The sequence below is a fragment of the Formosa sejongensis genome (assembly GCF_033447105.1).
GTDB lineage: Bacteria > Bacteroidota > Bacteroidia > Flavobacteriales > Flavobacteriaceae > Formosa.
Map to the genome: position 1 here is coordinate 1 of NZ_JAWQUN010000036.1, position 25,602 is coordinate 25,602.

Genomic DNA, 25,602 nt, shown 5'->3' on the forward strand with positions numbered 1-25,602 from the left:
TTTGGAGCATCATCGTAGACCGGACGATGGGAATATCACAAATTTTATAATTGAGAAATGATCATGGGGTGACTTTCAGTCACGAGCCCGAACCTATGGACTTGTAGTCCATAGTGGTTCAGTCTCAATTTTCCATGTGTTTCCAGTCTGTTTTAAGGGAAATATATCTCCCTTGAAAGAACCTACATTTTGCTGAATCATCTCAACTGAAACCACTGACTTTAGAGACAATTGATACATGGACATGTTTATTAAATATAGTCCCAGAATACACGACCAAATCTCCCGCTTTTGGCTTAGTAGAATTGGGTTTTGTGTATTGTATTTAATCTCGTTGATTTCTCCTCTTACCATCTTTAATCCCTGAATTAAAAAAACTTTTGGCATGACCATAGGAATCAGGCATCTTATGATTATAGTGTTCGTAATAATAGCCTTTTACAAATTCGACACATTGATATTTTAAACCCAGATTATAACCATCAGGCGTTGTATTTCTTCCAGAAACATGCCCCATATCACCATTATAATATACAGATATACCATTTAAAAAGTCTACCTTATCTCCAATAGCAGAACTACCTTTAGAATATTTTGTCTTAAAATAATCATACCACCCAAGCCTATGATAAGTGCAATTAGAACTAATAGATCTTTCGTTTTAATTTCATAGTTTAATTCATTTCAAACTCCATAAATATTGGCAAATGGTCTGAAAGGTATCTTGAAGCTTCTAAATTATCGCAATCGCCAACAAAGTCTACAGCATCAGATTCTATAGCAGTAATACCTTTTGAGTAGTATATATTATCAATCGGGTAATTTAAATAATCCCCGTTTTTACACGTTGTTTTTAAGGTTGTTTTGGTGTCGTTTAAAGCAGATTGAAATCCTATGTTGTATAAATTATCCCAAACGGCATGCTTTTCATTGAGGTTAAAATCTCCTAAAATTAGTATGTTTTCAGATTGTAGTCGTTGCTCATAATCTTTTAAAAAAATGATTTCTTGTTCGGGATGATCATCGAATTTACGAGAGTGAAAGTTAATCACATAAAAGGGAGCTGTTCCTTTTTTAAGTTGAAATTTCCCGATATACGGTTCTCTAAAACATTTATCCTCTAATTCGGCATCTAAATACGAGCGACCCTTAAGTTGTACTTTAGAGGTCTTCCAAAGAAACGCATAGCGTTCACTAATAAAAGCAGAGGGACTTTTAGTAGGATCGCTTATACGGTAATCCCATTTTGAACCCATTCTGTTTAATTCGTCTGCAATTTTAGCTACGGCTTGTGCACCAGCAGGATCTTTACCTACAACTTCCTGAATGGCTACAAGATCAAAATCTCGGAGAATACTAGCTATTTGATGAATCTCTTGATCGTCTTTAGTGCGTCCTAAATCTCTAATATTCCATGAGGCGATTTTTATATTTTTAGAAGTAGATGTGATATTACTTAACTGTACTAGTTTCTCAACTGATACCTTTTGCGGTTCTTTTATAATTTCATTGGAATTATAAAAGAACATTATAAACACTAAAATTGAAAGAAATCTTATAATATTCAATGTCATTAATATTTTTATAAATTAGATCTAACTAGGTCAGAAATATCTTTTAATGCAGAAACTTGAATCGCTACATATTTTTTTTATCTAAAATACCGTGATAAAAAATACTATTGTAAAGACTTTCTTAAAATAAATTCATAACTCATAATTTAATTTCAATATACAGAATGTAGATTAAAAAGAGTTTTAATTACTTGTTTAATGCTTTTAATATGCGTTCTTCATTGATAATAATATCCCTAAAAAGTACATGTGGAAATTCTGTGTAATTTGAATTTTTAAATGCTTCAAAAATATTATATAGTGTAGATGCAGTTATAAGAGAAAGATTCATTTCAGTATCCATTTCGCAATCTGTAATAAAATCATCACTATATTCCGGTGCTACTAATAAAATTTTAACTATTCTTAAATTGTTTTTCAGAGCCAGATTTTGATAAGATTTTAATTGTCTAGACACTGTACTAAACTTATTATATCCTCTTTCCTTACTTGTTTTACACTCAACAATAATAACTTCATCGTTTCCTAAATTTAAAAGGATGTCAATCATATCCTTTTTTGTGTTTAGCTGATTTTTAAATGCTTCATTTACATCAAATCCTAAACCTTTAAATATAACTCTTGTTAATTCTTCAAATTTTAAACCCAGTTCACTCTCCTTAATTGTAATTCCGTTTTCTTTTAGATGATTAAGGTCTCGGTAGGCAACGTTTTCAAAATTTTCTAAATATAAATTTTCAACATCTTTATAATGTTCCAGAATATTCAAAATGTCATCACCACGTTGTTTTACACCATTATCCTTAATAAACTTAGTTAAATTTTCTTTTGTAATTAAATCTAAAATATCTCTTGGTTTAATATTATAATCGAGTAGGAAATCAGCTTTTAATACAAATTCATCTTGTAATTCAAACTGACCCTTTAATTGAATATTAAGAACTGGTATTGATAAATTCAATTCACTTAGTAATTTATCGTAACCATCTAATGATATACCTACTTTTTCATCACGTTCAACATTTTCAAAATGTTCTACTAAGCTACTAATCTTATCTTCTAAAATACTACCCTTAAGGTTGCTTATATTTAAACCTTTTTCGCAAAGTTCATTTAAAGTTTTTTTCTTATCTGTTAATGTACTATCTGGTTTATATATACTTTCTAGGAGTAGGTTTGTAAAAGGAATACCTTCTTTTATTATTCCTTCAACTTTTTCTGAATATGTTAGTTTCCTGTCAATATTATGATCTCTACATATTTGATTAATGATTGGTTCTCGAAGTAATTTAAGTGTTCTTCTGTAAAATTTTTCAGCAACTTCTTTTTCTCTAATTATTCTTAATATTCTTACCATTTCATCAGCTATGTAAATGGTGTTTTCTTTATTTGAGTAAAAAATCACTCCTATGTTTTTTAAGCCTTTTATAACTTCTGAAATATCAATTTTTTTGATTGGGAGTATTGAGTAATTGATTAGTTTAACCTCTTCTTGAGAAAGGCTTAGTTGCTTTTCAAGAGTTAAAATTATTGATAATTCATCAGATGTGATTTTCGAATCTCTATTATTATCAACATCATTATAATAAGCACAATGTAGGCATGATTTATATATTTTATAATCACGTTTTCTAGATGAGCTCAATTCTGATTTTTCATTTTCAAAGTCAGAATTAAGAATTTTTATTTTGTTTTTTAGTTGTTTAATCTCTGTTTCATATAATCTCGAAAACCAATCTTGTTTCATTATACAATTCCCATCCCTTATAATAATGTCAATTAAAATATCTAGTTGTGAGGTGATTTCTTGAAATTCACATTTAATATATTGTTTGAATTCATTTTCTGTTAAATTGAATATCTTGGATATATTTTGATTGTCTACGGACTTTAATCCTTTCTCTGTAGAACTTAATATCTTATGTATTTCTTTATTATGCTTAGGGTTTTTAGATATAATATTATCGATTATCTTTATAAACGAGTTTTTTTCAATTGAGCCAAGTTTATCTAATATCTTTTCTAATTTCATTTAGTTAGCCTATTATCGACAAATTTAATCGTCGTGATTAAAATCTAAAATTACCACCTAAATTACAAACTACTTTACGGGTTTCCGTAAATGACTGATTATTAGTTTTTTTTTATATATAATAATCAAGAATAAACCATAGCCTTATACTCTAAATCCAAGGTTAGAAGAATTCTATTTAAAGATTTTGTTCTTTCACACAGTTAGTACTTCAAGTTAACAGGCTCGTAAAATATTTTAGTGTAAAGCAAATAGTGAGTAAAATAATAGAGTTTTCAATAATATTTAGACGATTTTTCATAAAAATAGTTTACGTGTATTATTTGAAAAATTAAGTTATCTAACACATGTTTTTTAAGCATGTGTTAAGTTATTTGTGTTATTTTATCCCATTTAAAAGGAGGTGCCCTCTACTTGTAATTGGTGAATGAATAGTATAGAAACCATTTTAATTTATGAAACTTATTCTATAAAAGAGTATTACCATATTTAAAGCGCTTTCCGAGACTACTTACCTTAAAATAATATGGTTATTAATTAATATAGATTTTGAATTTTGTATTTCTGAACTTATTAACGAACTATAATATAATGTATCACGCCATCTTAAAATTTTAAGTAAAGCCGGTTTGCTTGAAGAAACTAAAGAAGGTAAATGAGTGTATTACTATATAAAGAACACAGATAATAAATTTATGCTACAAATTAAAAACGCAATTAATATTATATTAGAAAAAGATATAACTATGGAAGTACAGCGATGTAAATAAAGATTGTTATCCCGAGATAATAAGTGTTTAAATAAAAAAAAATAGATTTAGTTATGTATCATCATATGTGTTAAAACACGTGTGATGAGGTTTTAGTTTCAGAACTAATAAATTATTATAACTTACCATGAGAGAAAGCTTAAGATTAGCATTTAATGAGTTTATACATATTGGTGTTGTGCTGTTATTAATATTGCATTTGTATTTATCTATACAGGATTTATAAGGGTGTGTCCTGTACGTCCGAATATGCTGTAGAACTGCAAGCGCAAGGGACGTGTTACGATCAAATTCAGGTGACTAATTGTACGGCAACTACAAACAAGGCTCTTCTAAATATTAGAAACGATAAAGTTGGAGAAGCTCTTCAATTCGGCTGTCGTTATTTAAGCGCTAATTGGTGCTGTAATTAGTGAGATTTCGGCTGTGTTTGTACCCGATACATTTGTAGAAAAACACTTTGGGAGCGATAATTCGCTATCCATATTTTTTGCTGCTATTATTGGTATCTCCCTATGTTTTCTTACCGAAATGGCTATTCCGTTATTAAGAGTATTAATTAGAAAAGGGAGGAGTATGGGAGCCGAAAAGGCATCATTAATTGGAGGAAAAGGAGCAAGTTTACCCAAAATGGCTATAGTGTCTTCTATGTTAAAACCTAAGGCTGTCACAGCTTTTGTAGGGTTTATTTTAGCAATTACTATAATTGATGGATATATATTCTGCTTTTTATTTTAACTATGTATGTAGACGTTAATTCACTCTAATTAAGCGTTGAAAAAATCGCAAACTTTATTAAAAACCAGATGGAAATCTTTAGATATCTGCTGGTCATTTTCCTTGCCAGGAGGGAAGGGGTTTACATGTGTGTATTCCCGATCAAAATCTAGTTCGTCTACTTTAATATTAATATCTCTATATGCACCCTGCAAGGTGTTAATCACTTCAAAAGACGGAATTACATAATCTTTTTTAAGAGTTATAGCATAAATCTGATCTTCGTACTTCTTTAATAATTCCTCCCTAAAAACTCTCTTTTTCTGGTAATCGAGCATCGAATAAAAAACGTGTCCTTCTAAATGATCTTCTAAAATATAATGTTGAAGCAAACTGTCTTTTTTTATGAATTTATCAAAATGTTCAATTAAAAAAGAATACAAAGCGACATTGGCTTCGCTATCTAAAATAAATTTTGAAACTGAAGATAAGCGGTTAAACGTTGTACCACTGCAAAATAAACACACTTTAGTATTCGAAAAGTAATTATTGTAATTACTTAACTTAAGTATTTGAGCTAGAAAACCGCCTATAGAATACGCAAAAATATCAAACTCAAAATCTTTACTTATATGCGGGTTTTTTCCTGATTTGAATTCTTCAATAAGTTGAATAATATCATGATAGGTTTGTAATCCGGAGTAAATAAAACGTTGTGGCATTGCATGTAATCGCATGCTAATGGCAACGTTAGATAAGGTTGAATCAACAATATTTGGATATCTTTTTTTGCGTTCTTCACTCAGCTTATACATATCCCGTTTACTGCTCCAATGTTTCGGAGCCCGTTGCATATGAAAAGCTAAAGGGAATAAAATAACAGGGCTCCCGGTTCCTTCGCAAATGGCTTCTGCCCAGGGTAAATATTTTGTCCAATCCCGTTCGTTAAATCCATGTAATAATAATATAGCTCTTTTAGCAACCGTCTGGTCTTTGGGCTTTATAATCTGGTATTTAAAAAAACGATTTTCGTCTACACAAATATCTTTAATATGCACATTATCTTTAATGGTGCCAACTTCTGTGTGAAATTGAGAATTACTTTTTAAAGTAATATTATGTTTAATACATTCATAATCGGAAACACCAGGAAGTAAGGTATACGATAAAGATTCAAATGAGTACTCTAATAATTCTGTTTTGGTATTCATTTAATAGGGATTATAATACGTATAGTTCAGTGCTTTATAAGCTGAGGTCTTTTCTGTAAAATAATATTGTATAGACTAGACAAATGTGCTTAGACGAATTGTAAATTTAAATAAATTCCATCTCATATTTGAAATAAAAAGATTGTTTTTAACATTGAAAAAGCTATTAAAAATAGAATTAAAAACCATCAGATTTTTATAAATAACGTCAGTTAGATTCTTTATTAAAGAAAAACTAAAAACCAAATAACAGCGATTAGAACATAGCATAACATAATACACCATTTAAGGAAAATATTATAAATCTGTACGTAAAAAAAGATAAAAGGTTATTTGCTATTCATTGTCACTCTTATGAATTTGTCTTATTAAGTTAAAACTTAAGAAAGTAGCAATTACAATACCTAAGATTCCAAAAATTGAATATCCATTTATAACAGGAGGCACTCTAAAAGACCATAAGATTGAAGATCCTAAAAACAAGGCCGATGTAATTAATCCCATGACCAAGCGGTTTACAGATTTTTCCAGATTTTTGTGTTCCATCCTGATGTCGAAATTACCATTTCCTGCTTTTCTTAAAATTTTATCAATCGACTTTGGAAGTATTTTAGCAATGTGCTGCCATTGATGTGCGTTTTTAATGAACTCACTCGCAATGTTTTTTGGAGAATAACGTTCTTTTAAAATTTTAAATTGGTATTTTTCTAAAAGAACGGCTATATTAAATTCTGGGTTTAGTAGTCGGGAAGAGCCTTCCAATAAAACAACAACACGTAGTAAAATAGACATGTTTGCAGGAATAACAATATGGTATTTCTGGATAATTGCTGTACCATCTTTTATTGTCGAAGACATGTCTAATTCATTTAAAGGAACACCTAAATATTTGTCAATAAAATCATCTATTTCAAAAGCTAAAGCGTCATAATCTATAGCGTTTGGAAGCGTAAACATATTGAAAATGGTGTTTTTAATATGTTCGGCATCTTTTTGGGCAACTCCAATAATTAATTCTTCAAAAATGTCGTTTGTTTTGACGTCTAATTTATGAACCATTCCAAAATCAATAATTCCTAAAGTACCATCTTCTCGAGCGAGTAAATTTCCAGGGTGTGGATCGGCATGATAAAAACGATCTCTAAACATCATGTCCATAAAGACGTTTGCACTCTCTTCTGTGAATTTTGTTTTTTGCGCTTGAGTCCAATTCAACTCAACAACTTTGTCTAGGCTAAATCCTTCTAAAAAAGACATGGTTAATACTGTTTTTCCAGAGTAATCTGGAAATGGTATAGGAAAGGCAACACGAGCGTCATTTTCAAAATTTGCTGTGAATTTCGTAATGTTTTGAAGTTCTTTGTTAAAATCTAACTCGTCCAACATTGTGCTACTAAATTGTTTAGCGAGTTGTAATGGATTAAATAATTTTATAGACCCACCATGTCGCTGTGCAATTTCTGCCAGTTTGATAAGAATTTTTAAATCTTCATTCGTTTTTTCCTCAATATCATCGTGCATGACTTTAACAACCACAGCGTCTCCGGAGTGCAAGGTGGCCATATGTACCTGTGCGATTGAGGCTGATGCTATTGGTGTCTCGGAAAATGTAGCATATAATTCATCAATAGCATTAACCCCGAATTCCTGTGTTATACGTGCCTTTATTTTTGTAAAGTCGTCTGATCTTGTATGAGATTGTAATTTGCTTAGTTCTTGGGCCATTTCTTCGCCAACAATATCCGACCTCGTACTTAATATTTGCCCAAATTTTATAAACGTTGTTCCAAGTTCATTTAGAGCCATTCTTACACGAACAGGTTTAGAATATTTGGTGATGTCCTTACCCGTATCACTTTTTAGGTAGGTTTTTATGGTTTCGTTTTGAACGTTTTGAAGCCAATCTGCAATGCCGTATTTCGCTAAAATGGAAATGATTTGTTTCAATCTTTCAGAACTGTATTTTGTGTTTAAAGGTGTTTCCATGAGGCTTTTTAATTCTTAATTGTTGTATTTTATAACTAACAGCATGTAATCTTATTTTATAAAAGCTTTCAAGCGTAGTTAACGGCATTTATTAAGTGCCAAGTCAGATAATATATATGCTACCCAAAATTAATGGAGCTTTCTGTATAGAATCTTGATCGCGTTGGTCTAGAAAATCCTAATTATTTTCTGCTATTATTTCGTACCGGTGTAAGAGTCCTTAAATCTCTTTTTTAAGAAGCAAGAAAAGGCAGATGGATAGAACTTTTATAAAACTGTTTTGCTTAAGTGAAAATACAAATTATTTTGAACAGCGATACAGAATATGAATTCATACTAACAAAAAAGTTGGCCTTTGTTGTTTAAGGAGAGAGACTATTTTAGCACACAGGCTTAGCATATCGTTTTTTAATTTGACTAAAAAATATGTTTCTTACCCTTTAAACTATAGCAAGAACGCTGTAAAAATTAATCAACGTAGGTGCTGTACAACGAGATAATAATTAGTTAATGTTAAGAATATATACGCCAATTAAGATTGAATTATTTTGCGTCTTATTTTTTAAATCCCCGAAATTTAAAGTTAAAACGGTGAGCTGTTAGTAGCAATTCTGACAGTAAATATCACTTTTAAATTGAACCTAATATCTCATATAAAGTATACATCAAAATTAAATAAAGCATGAAACATATTTTTTTAATACTGTTTGTAATTATAGTTATTTCTTCTTGTAAAGAAGAGACTAATCGGTCTTTAAATCAGTCTCATGACGACGATCATCCACATGCTCATAACTCCTATGTTTCAGATGTACCAGCGCACAAACTTATATTTCCTTCCAAAGTACCAGATCGAGTAATTGTTAATTTAACTGAAGATGCACAACATAGTTTTGCTGTTAATTGGAGAACCGATCCATCTATTTCTACGGCTTATGTTGAAGTTGCTAAAGAAAGCCATGGACCAGACTTTTTGATAGACGGATCTATAACGAAAAGCATGGCAGAGTCAGAACGTATTAGTGTTGAAAATACCAGAGATGAAGAGCCCTTGGTTGAAGCTAAATACCATTCGGCTTTGATTGAAAATTTAGAAGCAGGAACGACTTATGTGTATCGCGTTGGAGATGGAAGTGATAATGACGACTTGTGGAGTGAATGGTTTCAGATACAAACAGCACCAGAAAATAAGGATGAACCGTTTAGCTTTATCTATTTTGGAGATGCTCAAAACAATGTAAAATCTATGTGGTCTCGAGTGATTAGAAAATCGTATAAAATGTTGCCGGAAGTCAATTTTATGTTACATGCTGGAGATTTAATAAATCATAGTGAGTCGGACCGCGAATGGGGGGAATGGTTTTATGCCGGTAGTTTTATTCATGCCACAGTCCCAAGTGTAATGACACCAGGAAATCATGAATATAACAGAGAAACAGAGCGTTCAAAATTGTCTGCGCTATGGAGACCGCAATTTAACTTACCTAAAAACGGACCTTCAGAAGATCTAATGGAAACGTGTTATGTTATCGATTATCAAAATATGAAATTAATTTCTATAGATTCTCAAAGCTTAGACAATGATCCCGTTTCTAGAGAACTTCAGGAGAAATGGTTGGATTCTGTTTTAGCGTCTAACACGCAAAAATGGACAACAATTACCATGCATCATCCTATTTATTCCACAGCGAAAGGTAGAGATAATACTGCTTTAAGGGAGACGTTAAAGCCTTTAATAGATAAATATAAAGTCGATTTAGTTTTACAAGGTCACGACCATACTTATGCTAGAGGATACGATTCAAATGCCGATTCTGGTAAAACGGTTGTAGAAGATGCCGGAGCAGTATATGCGGTTTCTGTTAGTGGTCCTAAGATGTATGAATCTGAAGCGCAAACGTGGATGGAAAAAAGAGGAGAATTTACACAGCTTTTCCAAATTATTACCGTAGCAAACGATACTTTAAAATATAATGCATATACACCTCTAGGTGGCTTGTTTGATAGTTTTCAAATTGTGAAGAAAGACGGGAATAAAACAATTATTAATAATGCAGAAAGTAAAGCATTTACGAGATTTAAAAAGGACTTTGTAAGTGAGGAGTAACTCGTAAATTATATGCTAATTATCAATCGTTTCTAAAATGTAATTACATGTTCATTTTTTTCATTGATAAAAGATTCTTCGACTACGCTCTGGATAAACCAAGCCAAATAAATCTAGGCTTATGAACTTTTATCTAAATTTTTCGTTCACTATCTAAATTTAAAGAAATAGCTACTGAAAATGAATAATATAGATACATTGGTTTAGCTCGAACAGCTTCAGTTTTCTTTATTTGAAATTGACAATTAGAAAACTTCAGAGCTTCTGTTATTTTATGCTTTTCAAAAAATTAATGAAATCAAAACGAATACTCCACTCAGCCCAGAATGTAAGCTTAGCATTGTAAACCGGTAACAAGAACATTCTCATTTTGTATTTCTATTTCCAACTTTAGAAAGCACTGCATGTTTAATGTTATATATGCGTTTTTTAGTGTCACCCCGCTTTAAAAATGTAAAGGTTTAACTTATTATAGATGTTACGGTTTTGAATGTCTAGGAATAAAACCCTTGCTATTTATAGATTTAATTGCTGATTAAAGTCAATAATAGTTAAGTTTGTACACTAATATTACAACTATGATGCATACTTTAGACCAATTAAAATCGGGACAATTATTAGGTTCAAAACGACTGAAATTGGCCTGTGGTTTAAAAGAATTCCCTGAAGATATTATCGCGCTTGCAGATACTTTGGAAGTTTTAGATTTATCCGACAATCAATTATCGACTTTACCAGATAGTATCTCCAAATTAAAGAAGTTAAGAATCATTTTTTTTGCTCGTAATAAATTTACTGAGTTTCCTGTAATATTAGCCAAATGTCCAGCTTTAGATATGATTGGTTTTAAGTCGAATCAGATTCATACGGTGGCAGAAGATGCGTTTCCTCCTTTGTTAAGGTGGTTGATTTTAACCGATAATAAGATTGAAAAATTACCAAAAAGTATTGGAGACTGTCATTTGCTTCAAAAATGTGCCTTAGCAGGAAATCGTTTAGAATCCTTACCTGAAGAAATGACGAATTGTAAAAATTTAGAACTTCTTAGAATTTCGGCAAACAAACTCACGTTCATTCCACAGTGGTTATTCGAGTTACCTAAATTATCGTGGGTTGCTTTTGGTGGAAATCCTGGAGCGTATCAAATGGAACTAGAAAGTGATTTAGAATTGCATCATTGGAATGATTTTAATATTGAAGAACTACTAGGAGAAGGCGCTTCTGGAATGATTTCGAAAGCCAGTTGGGAATCTAAAAAAGATGAGGTCGCCATTAAGGTATTTAAAGGTGATGTAACCAGTGATGGTTTGCCAGACGATGAAATGGCCGTGTCTATAGCCGCCGGAGCGCATGAGAATTTAATTCCCGTTTTAGGAAAAATTAAAAATCATCCTGAAGCTAAAAGTGGGTTAATCATGAAGCTTATATCTCCAAACTATACAAACTTGGGCAACCCGCCAAGTATGGTGTCTTGCACGCGAGATGTCTTCGATGACGAATCTGTTTTTAATGCAGCAGAGGTGCTGAAAATCGCAAAAAGTATCGCTTCCGTGTGCACTCAGTTACATCGTAAAGGTATTAATCATGGCGATTTGTATGCACACAATATTTTGATAAATACTACAGCCGATTGTCTCTTGGGCGATTTTGGTGCCGCAACTTTTTATGATGTTAATTCGAATCTTGCACCTACTATTGAGCGTGTTGAAGTACGTGCTTTTGGATGTTTATTAGAAGATGTATTAGGTCTTGTTCCTGATCAAGTACTGGATATTAAAGTCCGTAATACATGGCAAAAAGTAATTGCTGATTGCTCACTTGTAGATGTTGCAATGCGTCCAGCCTTTTCTGAAATTTTATCAGAATTAGATAGGTTTTAAAAAATGTAAAGCACTACATATACTGTATTTAAGCCGTTTTTTAATTTACTAAAAGTGTCAGTTCGAGTGAAATATACGCATTTTTCAGATGCGGAATTAGTATTTAGAAACACGCGAACTGACTGTGGAATTTTAGAAATTAATATATAAAACGGCTGTTGTTCTATTCTTTTTTATCTTCTTGTTCCGTATGAATCTGATTTCCAGAAATCGTGTGATCTTCATGGTACATAGCATTAGACATGCCAAGCATAACCGCAGCGATAACTAAAATAAACTTTCTTTTTATCCAATAGATTATGTGTTTGGATGTCTCCAAACAGGTTTTTTTCTTGTGTTTATACATGATAGTAATAATAAATGATTAGACATATGTATTATCATTTTATGCAGTGACCTACATAGACGCATAGCGAGAAATCGTTATGCGATGTATAAACTTGGATATGGAGTACTTGAATGGATTGTTTTATTTAAAAAGATATGCTGAATAACCGTGGCAGTTATGCTTTTGTAAATAGGAACTTGTAATTTTAAAACGGTTAGCATTTTAGAACTATACACGTCCCCTAGATGTCGGTATGAAATTAAAGAAACACAACTGTTTTCAGGGAACAGTTGTTGACCGTAAATAAATAGTTTCGAATATTTTTGCCCAAAGTCTGTTTTGTTATGAACATTAGAAACGTGATGGTAGGTGGAAATTTGTGGTTGAGAATATATAGAACATTCGGTAACCGTCAGACCAAAAATCAGAAAGAAGGAAATCAGATGTTTTATATATTTCATCAATGTAGTGTGCTCTTTAATTCGTTTTTAACTGATGTTGCACTATGGTGTTGTGAAAAAATAGTGTGCGTTGGCTTTAAAGTATTTCGTTTAGATAATTCTAAGTTAGTCCATTAAGCAACTAAATTTTACGTACTAAAATAGTGATTTATTTCTTACCATGGGATAAGCGAAGGTTATGATATAACTCTATATTATTTTAATTTATAAAAACAATGTAAAATTTCAAACGGTGAACCCACATCTCAGACAATTTAAAAACATACCTATAAACGGAATTGGTTTAGGTAAATACAAAGAAATAGCTTTGTCTAATTTATTCGAAATATAACAAGCAGGTTGTAAGGTGAAATGTTCTTTTTGTGTTATAAATCAGTGTTTTATGTGGAAATAGTAATGTCTAATCATCAATAAATATAATTAAAACCTTAGTTTTATAAAAACGAATACTAATTAAAAACCAATACATATGAAAAAACTAACACTTGGAATATTATTTATGCTTATTCCGCTATTATCAATTTCACAAAAAAAACCAAATATTTTAGTTATTTGGGGAGACGACATCGGACAATCTAATATTAGCGCCTATACTATGGGGCTAGTAGGATATAGAACTCCAAACATTGATCGTGTTGCGGACGAAGGTATGATTTTTACCGATTATTACTCGGAACAAAGTTGTACAGCTGGACGTTCTTCTTTTATCACCGGACAGAGTGTTTTAAGAACGGGATTAAGTAAGGTAGGAATGCCAGGAGCCAAAGAGGGGATTTCAGAAAAAGACCCAACAATTTCAGAGATGCTTAAACCATTGGGGTATACAACGGGACAATTTGGGAAAAACCACCTTGGAGATCTTGACCACATGTTACCAACTAACCATGGTTTTGATGAGTTCTTCGGGAATTTATATCATTTAAATGCAGAAGAAGAACCAGAATTAGAAGATTATCCAGATCCAGCCCTATATCCGAATTTTAAGAAAAATTATGGTCCACGTGGAGTCATCCATTCACATTCAGATGGACGTATAGAAGATACAGGGCCATTAACGAAAAAACGTATGGAAACCATTGATGATGAAACTGTTGCTGCGGCAAAAAAATTCATTAGAAATGCAGTGTCTTCAGGGACTCCATTTTTTGTTTGGTGGAATGGCACACGTATGCACTTTAGAACGCATGTAAAAGCATCTAATCGCGGTATTTCTGGTCAGAATGAATATGGAGATGGTATGGTTGAACATGATATGCATGTTGGAGAACTATTAGATTTATTAGATGAATTAGGAGTTGCAGACAACACCATTGTACAATACGGTACAGATAATGGTCCACACAAAAACACATGGCCAGATGCTGGTGTTAATCCTTTTAGAGGAGAGAAAAATACCAACTGGGAAGGTGGTTGGAGAACACCATCAATGGTGCGTTGGCCAGGAAAAATTGAAGCAGGTTCTGTTTCAAATGAAATCGTTTCAGGAATGGATTGGTTTCCAACATATGTAGCTATTGCTGGTAATCCAAACATTAAAGCAGAATTATTGAAAGGTGTTACTGAAAACGGACGCTCATATAAAGTTCATTTAGATGGCTATAATATGTTACCATATTTAACTGGTAAAGAAAAAACAGGTCCACGTAAAGAATTGTTCTACTTTTCAGATGATGGTGAATTAATGGCTTTACGTTTCCATGATTGGAAAGTAACATTTATGCACCAAGATTCTCCAGGAACTTTAGATACATGGTCAAGACCAATGGTAACGACAAGAATACCTTGGTTATATAATTTAAGAAGAGATCCTTACGAATTTGCTACGACAACCTCTAATACGTATTGGGACTGGTATCTTGATCACGTGTATTTATTGTTGCCCGCCTCCGATTATGTAGGTCAGTTTATTGCAACATTTAAAGAATATCCTCCAAGAATGAAAGCAGCAAGCTTTAATTTAGGAGATACTATGGAGTCTTTAAAATCTGCAGGAAGTCATTAAAACACACACTTATCAAGAAAGGCAGGACAAAAGCCTGCCTTTCTTATCTTAAATACAATAGACTATGAAAAAGCACATATTATTAAGCCTTGTTTTTTCTTTCTTATTTATAACAGCTTGTAAAAAAGAAAATACGGAACTCGTAGAAATTGGCGATATTGAAACTGAGATTATAGTTACAGATCCTCTACCTTCTTGGAGTGAAGGTGCAACAAAACGCGCAATTATAAGCTATGTTACTGATGTTACAAATAACGAAAGTCAAAATTTTATTCCTATTGTAGACCGTATTGCTACATTTGATAATGATGGAAACTTATGGTCTGAGCAACCCGCTTATTTTCAATTGCTTTTTGCTATGGATCGTGTAAAAGCTCTGGCTCCAGAACATCCTGAATGGAAAAATAAACAACCTTTTAAAGCCGCTTTAGATGGTGATTTAAATACATTAGCAGCTTCAGGAGAACATGGGATTCTTGAAATAATAATGGCTTCGCATGTCGGAGTGAACACTGCAGAATTTGAGCAAATAGTAACAGATTGGATCGCGACTGCTAAACACCCCCGTTTTGATAGACCATATACCGAATTGGTTTTTCAGCCCATGTTAGAATTATTAGATTATTTAAGAGCTAACGATTTTAAAACCTTTATTGTTTCTGGTGGTGGTATTGAGTTTATGAGACCTTGGGTAGAACACGTTTATGGTATTCCAAAAGATCAAGTAGTAGGAAGTAGCATCGCTACCGAATTTGATTATAATAGCGGAGAGCCTATAATTAAACGTTTACCCAAAATTGATTTTATTGATGACGGAAATGGGAAACCAGTAGGTATAAATAAATTTATAGGAAGAAAACCTGTATTTGCTTCTGGGAATTCAGATGGAGATTTACCCATGTTACAGTATACAGATTCTAATAAATATCTTTCTTTTCAACTTTATTTACATCATACCGATAATGAAAGAGAATGGTCTTACGATAGAGAGTCACATATTGGTCGTTTGGACAAAGGGCTTGATGAGGCGAATGAAAAGGGTTGGACAATTATTGATATGAAAAAGGATTGGAGAATTGTTTATCCTTTCGAATTGGAATAATTAAGTTACAATAGTATGAGAAAAGGGATGCGTTTCTAATTTTAAATAAATTAAGAATGCATCCCTTTTTTTGAACGCATCGCTATAAAATTTCAGCAATTAAAAACAACATATTAAATTATAGCAAATAAAATTTTAAATTTAAAACGCTCGTTTTTTACAAAATCCAATTAGACTAAAAAACTCTAGTATTAGCTAATAAAAATACATTAATTAATATATCTTTATCCTAGTATTAGTTTTTGGTTTTTAAAATTAATCTCATACGTTTTACTTTTTAAATATTATAAAAATGATTAAAAAAATTACTCTAGCCTGCTTCTTATTTAGCAGTTTATTTGTTGCAGCACAAGATACAACAGTTGCTACTTCTGAAACTAAAAGCTCTTCTTGGAGTTATTTAGTTCAACCTTATTTAATGTTTCCAAATATGAAAGGAGACACACAAATACGCGAAAATCTTCCTTCTTTAGGAATTGATGCTAACACTAGTGATATCTTTAACAATCTAGAAATGGGAGCTATGCTTTATTTAGAAGCAAGAAATGCTGATTGGGCTATTACTTCAGATTTTGTTTATATGAAACTTGGTCAGGATGCTACTCCAGATAGATTAGTGGAAAAAGCAGACATAGATGTTACAGAGACCATTTGGGAACTTGCAGGATTTAGACGCTTTTTACCAATGCTTGAAGCGGGTGTAGGAATGCGATTAGTTAGTATTGGTGCAGAAGCTAATATTGATTTAGTAACCGGTGAAAGCCACAATCCTGATTTGACTGAAACTTGGGTTGACCCAATTATAATAGTGCGTTCTAATCATGTTATAAAAGATAAATTTATTGCGAACATTAGAGCAGATATTGGAGGTTTTGGAATAGGTTCTAAACTGACTTGGCAATTACAAGGAGAAGCGGGATATCAGTTTTCAGACTTGTTTTCTGCATCTCTTGGATATAGATATATTAGTATAGATTACGTAACTGGTAGCGGACAAGATTATTTTGTTTACGATGTAGATACGTTTGGTCCTGAATTACGTTTAGGATTTAATTTCTAAAACGCTAAAATTTTCAATATAAAAAAGCCGAACAGATGTTCGGCTTTTTTTGTTTTATAATATGTTCAGTCTTGTAATGTTTACTAGAGACGTCTTTAAATACGTTGGTGTTACCTTTTCTAGACAACCATTAAAGTGGTGTTCTTTGTAAATGAATTTAGAATGAAATCCTTAGACCGAAAAGCTTATTTATTTTTTATCAACCAGTTTTTATAACACTGCTCCAAAAATGCTACACCATCAGCTCTATATTCATCTGTAAAAAGTGTAAAATGGTCACCTGGATAATATTCAAATGCGATATTAGCATCTAAAGTATTCATTTCTTCCTCTAAAAGTTTAACGGAGTGGTTTAAATAAAAGTTATCACTCGTCCCAACCGAGATTCTAATTTTATCATTAAGATCGTCCTTTAGGGTTCCCCAGTTTTCCGATAAAATAATAGATAAATCATATCTTTCCCAAAGCGAAAGTGCATCTTTATTTATAGCGCCACTAGGCATATTTACTAATCGTATCCGATTTCCATCGGCATCATATCCTCCAAAAACAGCATCAAAAGAACGCATCTGTGAACCTCTGTAAACTACATTCTCGGTACCATAAAAATCTTTTGCACTAATAATCGGAATTCTACCGGCTATAGTAACATCTGCTAGTAAATTACCGTTTTTATCATAAAACATATTTTCAGCAGTGTAGATATCTTTGTTTTGATAATTTCTAAAATCAACTTGATCTGGCGCACTAGACCAAGCCCCAGAAAACACTTTTGGATAGTTAATTTGCAACCATAAACTGGTCCAGCCTCCGCTACTATGTCCGAATAAAAAATTAGCATTGCTAGTACGATATTTTTTGTGTAGGGCAGGAATAAACTCTGTAGTCAGCGCATCTCCCCAGGGACCATTAACATCGCTGTTTGCATAAGTCGAGTGTCCTTCGGAACATTTTCCGTCTAAATAGACCACTATAGTAGGTTGGTCTCCGAGTTGTTGTAAATAGGTGTCGTGGCCAGAATGTATTTTATAATTACCTCCAAAACCAAAAGTGGAAAAAATAACAGGATATGTTTTATTTGAGTTTTCGTAATATCCTTTTGGTAAACTTACAGCTGCATTTACAAATATGTCTTTATTATGGAACGCACTTAATAACTCAGATTTTACACTTAATTCTTTTAAAAATTCAGTATTTTTAAATGGTACAGTTGGTATGACCTTATCTGCTTTAATCTTAAAAACAGTGTCGAAGTTTTTCGTGAGATTAACACGAATTGGTGTCGAATAGATATTACCACTACTTGAGCCAATATTGGAATCACCTAGATTTAAATCGAATACTGCCTGAACATAATACGCTCCTCTTTCAATATTAGATAATTCAACAGGATAAGAAATGGCCTTATCATTAAAAATCGCATTTTCATTGGCTTTTAAATTGGAGACACTTAGTCTGTAAACTGGCGTTAATTCTAGTCCAACAAAAATATCTTTTGGGGATTTGTTTTCCTTAGATAAGTAGAGCAGAATTTCCCCAGAAAAAGGCTTCTTCAAAAGGTCTGAAGGATAGCTCACTTCAAATATTTGAGCATGAGATTGGAAGCCAAAGACAAGAAAGAGAAAGCATAACATGTATAATTTTTTCATAAGATTCGTGTTTTTAATTATGAACAGTGCTTTTATGTTGAGGTTATTAATTTTTTTATGTGACTAATTTAGTAAATTAAAGTCAAACATAAATGCAATGGAATGGGAGCAAAGCACTCACGCGAAATCTGTTTTTGTAGGGTTTTGGTGCGTTAATCTAGATCATAAAACCAACCTACACCTTTTTAAGTATGTTTTTCCCAGTAATGGCCAAGCATGTTAATACGCCAGAGAATAGTGCGCCTCCAATACCAGCCGTTACTATATCTTGACCCGTAAGATAAAAGTTTTTGATAGGTGTTTTAGGTTTTAAAAAGGATTGTCTGTAACGTGACGGACTATGGTCTAAACCATAAATTTCTCCCTTTTCATAATTCACAAAATGTTGGGTGGTAAGAGGAGATGACAGTTCGTAACAATTAATTTTACCTTCAACTTGCGGTAACTGTTTGTAAACTTCTTGTAATAAACGTTGTGAAAGTTCTTCCTTTTTAGCTTCGTATTTATCACCTCTTTTTTTCCACGAAGTACCTGACCATTTAGCAAAGGTTTCGTAAGGGATTAACGTAATAACATCTATAGTGCTTTTTCCAGGATAACGATTGCTCCAATCTGGATCTTTAGCAGAAGGAAAAGATAAATATACTAACGGAAAAGGGCGAGATATATCTTCTAGGTAATCTTTAACACTACTATCGTGATCGCCTTCTTTAGGGTAGATCCAATAATTAGTTTTCGGAATACCAAGTTCTTCGGGACTGCCGTTTAAACCAATATATAAACTTACATGTGCTACCGATCGATTTACAGTTTGTAACTGTTCTTGTAGGCGGTGTTTTTTTATCGTTTTTAAAGGTAATAACTTGTGGTAGGTTGTCATGACACCTGCATTACTAACAATATTCTTTGCTCGAAATTCCTTTCCATCGGCCATACGAACACCAACAGCCATATTCTTTTCAATAATAACTTCTTCAACTTCAGCACTCACCAAAATGGTACCGCCACTGCTTGTAATTATAGGGTCTATTTTTTTTACAATTTCTGAAGATCCTCCAACGGGAAAACTTCCACCATCAAAATAATGACGAACTACAGATGCATGCATGGCAAAACTACTTCGTTTAGGTGTTAAACCATAATCGCCATATTGAGCGGTAAGTACTTTTATTAAGGTTTTGTTGGCGGTTAAAGCGCTCAGAACTTCGTAGGTTGTTTTATCGGAATAGTGGTAAAACGGACGTTTAAGAAATGATCCAAATAAGGTATTCCAAAAGGGGGGAATAACCTTACTCATATAAAACCTCTTGCTTGTTTTTACGGCCTTAAAAACCAAATCTACATAGGCATGAATCGCCTGTTCTTCTTCAGGGAAATAAGAAATCATTTGGGTTTTAAAATTAGCAACGCCTTTTACAAAATCATAATGTTTTTCTCCTATAACCACACGGTCATAGACATCTCCCATATCTGCCCATTTTAATTCCCCGTTCGTGATATAATCAAACAGTTTTTTTAACACACTAGTGTCACGTTGCATTTCTCCAACATAATGTATACCCACATCCCATTCGTAACCTTTACGCTTAAACACATGAGTAAACCCACCAGCAGTATAGTGTTTTTCTAAGATGAGTACTCTCTGACCTTCTTTTGCTAAAATAGCAGCTGTGGAAAGGCCTCCCATTCCAGAGCCAATAATAATCGTATCGTAGGCATCCTTAAGTAAGGGCTTTTGCTTATAAGATTGAATCATTTGTTGTGTTCTAATATGCTAGAATAATTTCTTTAATAGGCGTGTTGGGGAGGAGTTATAAACTTAGTAAATAAAAACAAACTATTGGTGTTTCATCAGATTCTTTTCATCTCAAAATAGTAGGTTTTTTTTAAATCATAAGAAAGGACTACCTAAATATTTAAGCTATTAAAATGCTTTTTTATATGGAATAGAATGCGGATTTCATTTTTTTTGAAATTTAAATAATCCAAAAATTAATATGGTCTAAACATACGCTATGTTGTAAAATATTATATTTGAAAGTATAGAACATTATATTATAAATACGACTGACATGAAAATAGCTTTCTTTTCGGATATACACGCCAATTTACCAGCCCTTGAAGCTTTTTTTAAGGATGTAGAAACAGAACACGTAGATGCGATATATTGCTTAGGAGATTTGGTTGGTTACAATGTTTGGCCTAATGAAGTGGTTCATGAAATTAGAAAAAGATACATCCCTACAATTATGGGAAATCATGATGAGGCCTTACTAAAACCTATAAACAAAGAGGCAGAACCTTCTAATAAAGGCTTAACTAGAACCATGATAAGCGAAGACAATAGACGTTATTTAATTAATCTTCCTAGACATTTAAAACTAGAATTTAATACGAATAACGAGCCGTTTAATCTTTTAATGGTGCACGGCAGTGTCAAGGCTATAAACGATTATATGGTTGCAGATTATCCAGAACAGGAGGTTTTAGATATGATGGATTTATATCAGGCAGATGTGTTATTATGCGGGCATACACATAAACCGTTTCATCGTGTAATTAAAAATGGTAACGCTTACAAACACGTGGTTAATATTGGTTCTGTAGGAAAGCCAAAAGACGGGGATCCTAGAATTTGTTATGCTATTTTAGAACTGGATCAATCTACCTTGTCGTCTAAACCCGATGCCATTACAGTGACGTTTAAACGCGCCGAATACGATGTTGAAGAAGCAGCAAAGGCAGTAGAAGAGAGTGCTTTTGATAATGCATTTGCAGCAGCTTTACGATTGGCGAAATAGAAGCAAAGCATTGATCTAGTCGTATTTCATTTTTTTTTTACTTATGTCACAAAAGTCCTAATGTGATTTAAACACCTATCGCATATTTATGAAAAGAAATATGAGCTAATTAGAGTTATGTCGAACAACAATAATTTTAAAACATTCCAACTTTTCAAAATGGAATATAAATATTTAGATAAAAAAAAGTTACTAATGCTAATGATGAGTTTGTGAAAGTTCTAAACTTTCAAAAGGTTTTATATATAGAAATTAAACGGAGTAAATAAGCGTTTTGTAAAAGAATAAAACATGTAGCCATACTATGAAATCCCAATTATAACCGATTGTGATTTTTTGTTTTTCAACCAGTCTATTTCTCTTTAAGATCTTCCAATCCCCAAGCATCCAATCCTCTTAAAATGGGTTCTAGGGATAATCCTCTTTCCGTTAAGGTATATTCTACGTGAGGAGGTACAACTGGAAATACTTTTCTAGACACAAGTCCATCTTTTTCTAATTCGCGAACGGTTTGTGTAAACATTTTGTTCGAAATCCCTTCAATATGTTTTTGTAAAACTCCGGAACGTAAGCCGCCTTTTAACAAATGGAATAAAACCAGCGGTTTCCATTTTGTGCCTATTAAATTCATGGTATAATTAAGCGGACATTTATTATTTGTATTCAATTTTTAATTATATTTTATTTAAAATCAGTATTTTACTCATTTAGGTAACTATAGTACAATTTTGTAAGTACTTGCCTAATATGTAAATGTAGACTAAATTTGCAATCCAAATAAGATATTATGTCAACAAAACAAGATTATCCAAAATCATTTTCACATATAGGAATCACTGTTCCAGATATTCTTAAAGCTGTAAAATTTTATACAGAAGTTATGGGATGGTACACGATTATGGAACCTTCAACCATTAAAAAAGAAAAAAATACAGCCATTGGAATGATGTGTATCGATGTTTTTGGTGAAGACTGGGAGGAATTTGAAATCGCACATTTATCAACTTCAGATGGTGTTGGTATAGAGATTTTCTCTTTTCCTCACGGCGTTAAAGAAGCACCAGAATTTAGTCCGTTTAATACAGGATTATTTCACTTTAGTATTCAAGATCCAAACATTGAAGATTTAATTGATAAAATCGTCGCTTACGGAGGGAAACAACGTATGCCTATCAGGGCATATTATCCAGGTGAAAAACCTTTTAAAATGTGTTATGTTGAAGATCCTTTCGGAATTGTTTTCGAAATTTATACCCACAGTTACGAATTAACATATTCCTCGGGAGCGTATACAAAATAATCCCCTTAATTTAAATATTAGCTATTAAGCGTAAGTCATATTTGGCTTACGCTTTTTTGTTTACTGCTGTTTTATAGCACGAACGTCATCTTGAACTTGTTTTAGGGTCACAATATTATTATGTTAAAATACAGTTGGTTAAATGGAGTCTAGGTTTTTAGAAAATGTTATATTTGAGTTTATGTAGTTAAGATATTATTAGAGTTAATCAAACAAATTTGATGAGTAATAAAACACATGTTGAGAAAACGGGAGCCGAAACAAAATCAATTGGATTCGAATTTCAATACTACTTTTTCTTATGGAAATTATTAACTTTAAATAAAGGTGAATCTGTTGGATTAGAAGTGAAAGATGATGTACATACTGAGATAGAAAATGATATTAATATTTTTTATCAGGTTAAACACTCTGTTCAAAAAAACAAGAAAGGAGATATAAAAAACATGACCGCCTCTGATATTGATTTATGGAAAACACTTTATAATTGGACGAAAGTCATAAGTGATGAAAACGATGACCGAAAAGAAATAAAATCACAATTGAAGTTTGTGCATAAATCTCATTTTGTAATGAGGAGTAATAAAAATTATGACTCTAAAAATCAAATCATTGATAACATAGAAAAGTTACAAAACAAGAGAATTACTATTAGTGATTTTATAAAAAAAATCAATGAGTTTAAGGAAAACTCAAAAGATGATAAACTCAAAAGTTACATTGAAGAGTTTTTATTACTAGACATGGATGTCCTTAATCAATATGTCTTGAAAATTTCTTTTGAACTTGGGGAAGATGAAATATTTAAAAATTGTAAAGACGCAATAGAAACGAAGTTAATTTCAAAAGATAAAATTGATGATGTTTTCTCAAAAATTGATTCAAAAATAAGAGAAGATAATTTTATTACAATTAAAACAGGCAATAAAATTCAAATAAACTTTGATGACTTTTATAAAAAATATAGAAAGTATTTTAATAATGCTCGAAGTGAACGATTACAGGTTGTACCTCTAACTATTGATTTACCAGATAAATTAGAAAATCAAATATTCATCAAACAGTTATTAGAAATTAACGACATCAACATTGACGAGATAGATTTGATGGCTAAATTCACGCGATTTAAACTTAAATTAGAGAATAATATAGCTAAATGGTATACTGAAGGAGAAATCACAATAGAAGAAATTAAACATTATAGAGATGAAGCTGAATTGAAATGGTCTAATAAATTTAGAGCATTGACTAATAAATCAGATTTTAATGATGATTCTAGTTTGGATATAATAAATTATTTAAGAGAAGAAAATCTTAAAATTGATGGTCAAGAATTAGGAACAGAATTGAGTAATGGTGAGTTTTATTATCTATCAGATATTCCTCAAATTGGATGGAAAAAAGATTGGGAAAAACATAAAAAATGAATTTAGAAAATTATAATAACATTGGTATTACATCAATTGCTATAAACTCTGTTTTGTCTTTGTCTAAAGAGTTGTCCTTGTCAAAAGCATTACTTATTATGCCTTTATTTACAAGTAAAGCGTTAACAGCTCACTTATCAAGAAAAACAACTGAAATAAAAAGTATAGAAAAATTAATATCAGAAAAAACACCTCTATTTTCAAATTTTAATAAAAGATATTACGATTCTTTAACCAATTCTATAAATGCAATTCAACTTTTAATTGAAACTAATCAAATATCAATACTTGATGATAAATTAGTGAATAAACAATCTTTCCAGTATAAGAAATCAATGGGTAAAAGAGCAGAAAAAATCAATACTGCATCACAGAATGTTTCTAAGTTACTAAATGAAAGCATTGAAAAACTATACTTAAACCTTAGAATAGAATTATGAAATATAACATTGAAAAAATTATTCTTTGGCTTAAGAATGGAAAAAAAAGAGAATTAATATTTAAACCAAATAAGGTCAATGTAATTACAGGGGATAGTAATACAGGGAAAACAGCTATTTTAGAAATAATAGATTATTGTTATTTTTCAAGTAAATCAACAATTTCTGAAAGTATGATTAATGAAAATATTTCTTGGTATGGTATACTGATAAATATAAATGACAAAAAATATACTATTGGAAGAAAAGCATTATTTGAGGGCAATGTTTCTAATGAATATTATTTTTCCTCAATTGGTGAAATTCCTAAAGAATTTCCTGAATCAAATAATACAGATGAAAATATAAAATCACTAATAGAAACGGAATTTAACATAGATAAATCAGTCTCATTTCCTATTGGTTACGGTAGTAACAATATTAAAGTAGGTTCTAAAATATCATTACGCTATTTTTTAATGTTTAACACTATTTCCCAAGACCTTATAACAAATTCACAACGCATTTTTTTTGATAAACAAAATGAATCGAGATACAGAGATGCTTTACCAAGAATTTTTGATATTGCGACTGGAATAGAAAAAGTAGAAAATATACTAAAGAAAGAGAAAAAAGCAGAATTAGAAAAAAGTTTATAGAGGTCAGTATATAAATACTTATCTTTAAACCTAAGAAACACATTAAAACATGAACATATTTACAGGTCAAAATCTTCTAGAGTTTTCTGATCGATTTAAAACCGACCTTGATTGTAA

The 25,602-nt window shown here is 31.8% G+C and carries 21 protein-coding genes; 11 read left to right on the forward strand and 10 right to left on the reverse strand.

Annotated features, from left to right (window positions below; translation table 11 throughout):
- Positions 1-325: 325 nt before the first annotated feature.
- The 3 genes from R6X41_RS18945 to R6X41_RS18955 form a co-directional block, all read right to left on the reverse strand.
- Positions 326-517: a hypothetical protein gene (locus tag R6X41_RS18945; protein ID WP_318501930.1), complete on the reverse strand. Its 192-nt coding sequence runs from the start codon at positions 515-517 to the stop codon at positions 326-328.
- Positions 518-674: 157 nt separating this feature from the next.
- Positions 675-1,529 (reverse strand): endonuclease/exonuclease/phosphatase family protein, encoded by an 855-nt coding sequence (locus R6X41_RS18950; RefSeq protein WP_318501931.1) that lies wholly within the window; start codon positions 1,527-1,529, stop codon positions 675-677.
- A 232-nt stretch (positions 1,530-1,761) separates the two neighbouring features.
- Entirely contained in the window at positions 1,762-3,606 is a 1,845-nt protein-coding gene (locus R6X41_RS18955; RefSeq protein WP_318501932.1) for a hypothetical protein, read from the reverse strand.
- Between the two features lie 1,166 nt (positions 3,607-4,772).
- Between R6X41_RS18955 and R6X41_RS18960 the strand changes: the two genes are divergently transcribed.
- Positions 4,773-5,114 carry a permease gene (locus tag R6X41_RS18960; RefSeq protein ID WP_318501949.1) on the forward strand — a complete coding sequence of 114 codons (342 nt, stop codon included), beginning with the start codon at positions 4,773-4,775 and terminating at the stop codon, positions 5,112-5,114.
- Between the two features lie 29 nt (positions 5,115-5,143).
- Here the strand turns inward: R6X41_RS18960 and R6X41_RS18965 are convergent, their stop codons facing one another.
- Together R6X41_RS18965 and R6X41_RS18970 are read right to left on the reverse strand one after the other, a co-directional pair.
- The gene (locus R6X41_RS18965) at positions 5,144-6,304 is read right to left on the reverse strand and encodes a DUF6051 family protein (RefSeq protein ID WP_318501933.1); all 1,161 of its coding nucleotides are present in this window, start codon (positions 6,302-6,304) and stop codon (positions 5,144-5,146) included.
- 336 nt (positions 6,305-6,640) lie between these two features.
- Positions 6,641-8,290 carry an ABC1 kinase family protein gene (locus tag R6X41_RS18970; protein ID WP_318501934.1) on the reverse strand — a complete coding sequence of 550 codons (1,650 nt, stop codon included), beginning with the start codon at positions 8,288-8,290 and terminating at the stop codon, positions 6,641-6,643.
- Positions 8,291-8,972: 682 nt separating this feature from the next.
- Between R6X41_RS18970 and R6X41_RS18975 the strand changes: the two genes are divergently transcribed.
- Together R6X41_RS18975 and R6X41_RS18980 are read left to right on the forward strand one after the other, a co-directional pair.
- Positions 8,973-10,397, forward strand: coding sequence for a purple acid phosphatase family protein (locus R6X41_RS18975; protein ID WP_318501935.1), 1,425 nt, complete (start codon positions 8,973-8,975; stop codon positions 10,395-10,397).
- A 578-nt stretch (positions 10,398-10,975) separates the two neighbouring features.
- Positions 10,976-12,277: a leucine-rich repeat-containing protein kinase family protein gene (locus R6X41_RS18980; protein ID WP_318501936.1), complete on the forward strand. Its 1,302-nt coding sequence runs from the start codon at positions 10,976-10,978 to the stop codon at positions 12,275-12,277.
- 163 nt (positions 12,278-12,440) lie between these two features.
- On the opposite strand, the gene R6X41_RS18985 is transcribed toward R6X41_RS18980, so the two are convergent.
- Positions 12,441-12,596 (reverse strand): hypothetical protein, encoded by a 156-nt coding sequence (locus tag R6X41_RS18985; RefSeq protein WP_318501937.1) that lies wholly within the window; start codon positions 12,594-12,596, stop codon positions 12,441-12,443.
- Positions 12,597-12,700: 104 nt separating this feature from the next.
- Positions 12,701-13,066, reverse strand: a complete 366-nt coding sequence (locus R6X41_RS18990) for a hypothetical protein (protein WP_318501938.1) — start codon at positions 13,064-13,066, stop codon at positions 12,701-12,703.
- 469 nt (positions 13,067-13,535) lie between these two features.
- Here R6X41_RS18990 and R6X41_RS18995 point away from each other — a divergent pair, with 469 nt between their 5' ends.
- The 3 genes from R6X41_RS18995 to R6X41_RS19005 all read left to right on the forward strand — a co-directional run bounded on the left by R6X41_RS18995 (position 13,536) and on the right by R6X41_RS19005 (position 17,230).
- Entirely contained in the window at positions 13,536-15,068 is a 1,533-nt protein-coding gene (locus tag R6X41_RS18995) for an arylsulfatase (RefSeq protein ID WP_318501939.1), read from the forward strand.
- A 64-nt stretch (positions 15,069-15,132) separates the two neighbouring features.
- Positions 15,133-16,170, forward strand: a complete 1,038-nt coding sequence (locus tag R6X41_RS19000) for an HAD family hydrolase (RefSeq protein WP_318501940.1) — start codon at positions 15,133-15,135, stop codon at positions 16,168-16,170.
- Between the two features lie 292 nt (positions 16,171-16,462).
- The gene (locus R6X41_RS19005) at positions 16,463-17,230 is read left to right on the forward strand and encodes a hypothetical protein (RefSeq protein WP_318501941.1); all 768 of its coding nucleotides are present in this window, start codon (positions 16,463-16,465) and stop codon (positions 17,228-17,230) included.
- A gap of 185 nt (positions 17,231-17,415) precedes the next feature.
- Here R6X41_RS19005 and R6X41_RS19010 read toward each other — a convergent pair whose 3' ends face one another.
- Together R6X41_RS19010 and R6X41_RS19015 are read right to left on the reverse strand one after the other, a co-directional pair.
- Positions 17,416-18,879, reverse strand: a complete 1,464-nt coding sequence (locus R6X41_RS19010) for an alpha/beta hydrolase-fold protein (protein WP_318501942.1) — start codon at positions 18,877-18,879, stop codon at positions 17,416-17,418.
- 175 nt (positions 18,880-19,054) lie between these two features.
- Positions 19,055-20,635 (reverse strand): phytoene desaturase family protein, encoded by a 1,581-nt coding sequence (locus R6X41_RS19015; protein ID WP_318501943.1) that lies wholly within the window; start codon positions 20,633-20,635, stop codon positions 19,055-19,057.
- 316 nt (positions 20,636-20,951) lie between these two features.
- Here R6X41_RS19015 and R6X41_RS19020 point away from each other — a divergent pair, with 316 nt between their 5' ends.
- Positions 20,952-21,680: a metallophosphoesterase family protein gene (locus R6X41_RS19020; RefSeq protein WP_318501944.1), complete on the forward strand. Its 729-nt coding sequence runs from the start codon at positions 20,952-20,954 to the stop codon at positions 21,678-21,680.
- Positions 21,681-22,032: 352 nt separating this feature from the next.
- Here R6X41_RS19020 and R6X41_RS19025 read toward each other — a convergent pair whose 3' ends face one another.
- Complete coding sequence (locus R6X41_RS19025; RefSeq protein WP_318501950.1) at positions 22,033-22,311, reverse strand: winged helix-turn-helix transcriptional regulator; 279 nt, start codon at positions 22,309-22,311, stop codon at positions 22,033-22,035.
- A 156-nt stretch (positions 22,312-22,467) separates the two neighbouring features.
- Here R6X41_RS19025 and R6X41_RS19030 point away from each other — a divergent pair, with 156 nt between their 5' ends.
- The 4 genes from R6X41_RS19030 to R6X41_RS19045 all read left to right on the forward strand — a co-directional run bounded on the left by R6X41_RS19030 (position 22,468) and on the right by R6X41_RS19045 (position 25,485).
- Positions 22,468-22,980, forward strand: coding sequence for a VOC family protein (locus tag R6X41_RS19030; RefSeq protein ID WP_318501945.1), 513 nt, complete (start codon positions 22,468-22,470; stop codon positions 22,978-22,980).
- Positions 22,981-23,201: 221 nt separating this feature from the next.
- Positions 23,202-24,407 carry a hypothetical protein gene (locus R6X41_RS19035; RefSeq protein ID WP_318501946.1) on the forward strand — a complete coding sequence of 402 codons (1,206 nt, stop codon included), beginning with the start codon at positions 23,202-23,204 and terminating at the stop codon, positions 24,405-24,407.
- A complete protein-coding gene (locus R6X41_RS19040) occupies positions 24,404-24,847 on the forward strand; it encodes a three component ABC system middle component (RefSeq protein WP_318501947.1) in 444 nt (147 codons plus the stop codon). The genes R6X41_RS19035 and R6X41_RS19040 overlap by 4 nt, the downstream gene beginning before the upstream one ends.
- A complete protein-coding gene (locus tag R6X41_RS19045; RefSeq protein ID WP_318501948.1) occupies positions 24,844-25,485 on the forward strand; it encodes an AAA family ATPase in 642 nt (213 codons plus the stop codon). The genes R6X41_RS19040 and R6X41_RS19045 overlap by 4 nt, the downstream gene beginning before the upstream one ends.
- Positions 25,486-25,602 lie beyond the last annotated feature (117 nt).

Bases quoted from the DNA above. Each gene is read 5' to 3' on its own strand.
- R6X41_RS19020 (WP_318501944.1), top strand. From the start codon at position 20,952: ATGAAAATAGCTTTCTTTTCGGATATACACGCCAATTTACCAGCCCTT.
- R6X41_RS19030 (WP_318501945.1), top strand. From the start codon at position 22,468: ATGTCAACAAAACAAGATTATCCAAAATCATTTTCACATATAGGAATC.
- R6X41_RS18995 (WP_318501939.1), top strand. From the start codon at position 13,536: ATGAAAAAACTAACACTTGGAATATTATTTATGCTTATTCCGCTATTA.
- R6X41_RS19045 (WP_318501948.1), top strand. From the start codon at position 24,844: ATGAAATATAACATTGAAAAAATTATTCTTTGGCTTAAGAATGGAAAA.
- R6X41_RS19040 (WP_318501947.1), top strand. From the start codon at position 24,404: ATGAATTTAGAAAATTATAATAACATTGGTATTACATCAATTGCTATA.
- R6X41_RS18945 (WP_318501930.1), bottom strand. From the start codon at position 517: ATGGGGCATGTTTCTGGAAGAAATACAACGCCTGATGGTTATAATCTG.
- R6X41_RS19010 (WP_318501942.1), bottom strand. From the start codon at position 18,879: ATGAAAAAATTATACATGTTATGCTTTCTCTTTCTTGTCTTTGGCTTC.
- R6X41_RS18965 (WP_318501933.1), bottom strand. From the start codon at position 6,304: ATGAATACCAAAACAGAATTATTAGAGTACTCATTTGAATCTTTATCG.
- R6X41_RS19035 (WP_318501946.1), top strand. From the start codon at position 23,202: ATGAGTAATAAAACACATGTTGAGAAAACGGGAGCCGAAACAAAATCA.
- R6X41_RS19025 (WP_318501950.1), bottom strand. From the start codon at position 22,311: ATGAATTTAATAGGCACAAAATGGAAACCGCTGGTTTTATTCCATTTG.
- R6X41_RS19000 (WP_318501940.1), top strand. From the start codon at position 15,133: ATGAAAAAGCACATATTATTAAGCCTTGTTTTTTCTTTCTTATTTATA.
- R6X41_RS18950 (WP_318501931.1), bottom strand. From the start codon at position 1,529: ATGTTCTTTTATAATTCCAATGAAATTATAAAAGAACCGCAAAAGGTA.
- R6X41_RS18970 (WP_318501934.1), bottom strand. From the start codon at position 8,290: ATGGAAACACCTTTAAACACAAAATACAGTTCTGAAAGATTGAAACAA.
- R6X41_RS18980 (WP_318501936.1), top strand. From the start codon at position 10,976: ATGATGCATACTTTAGACCAATTAAAATCGGGACAATTATTAGGTTCA.
- R6X41_RS18990 (WP_318501938.1), bottom strand. From the start codon at position 13,066: ATGAAATATATAAAACATCTGATTTCCTTCTTTCTGATTTTTGGTCTG.
- R6X41_RS19015 (WP_318501943.1), bottom strand. From the start codon at position 20,635: ATGATTCAATCTTATAAGCAAAAGCCCTTACTTAAGGATGCCTACGAT.
- R6X41_RS18955 (WP_318501932.1), bottom strand. From the start codon at position 3,606: ATGAAATTAGAAAAGATATTAGATAAACTTGGCTCAATTGAAAAAAAC.
- R6X41_RS19005 (WP_318501941.1), top strand. From the start codon at position 16,463: ATGATTAAAAAAATTACTCTAGCCTGCTTCTTATTTAGCAGTTTATTT.
- R6X41_RS18975 (WP_318501935.1), top strand. From the start codon at position 8,973: ATGAAACATATTTTTTTAATACTGTTTGTAATTATAGTTATTTCTTCT.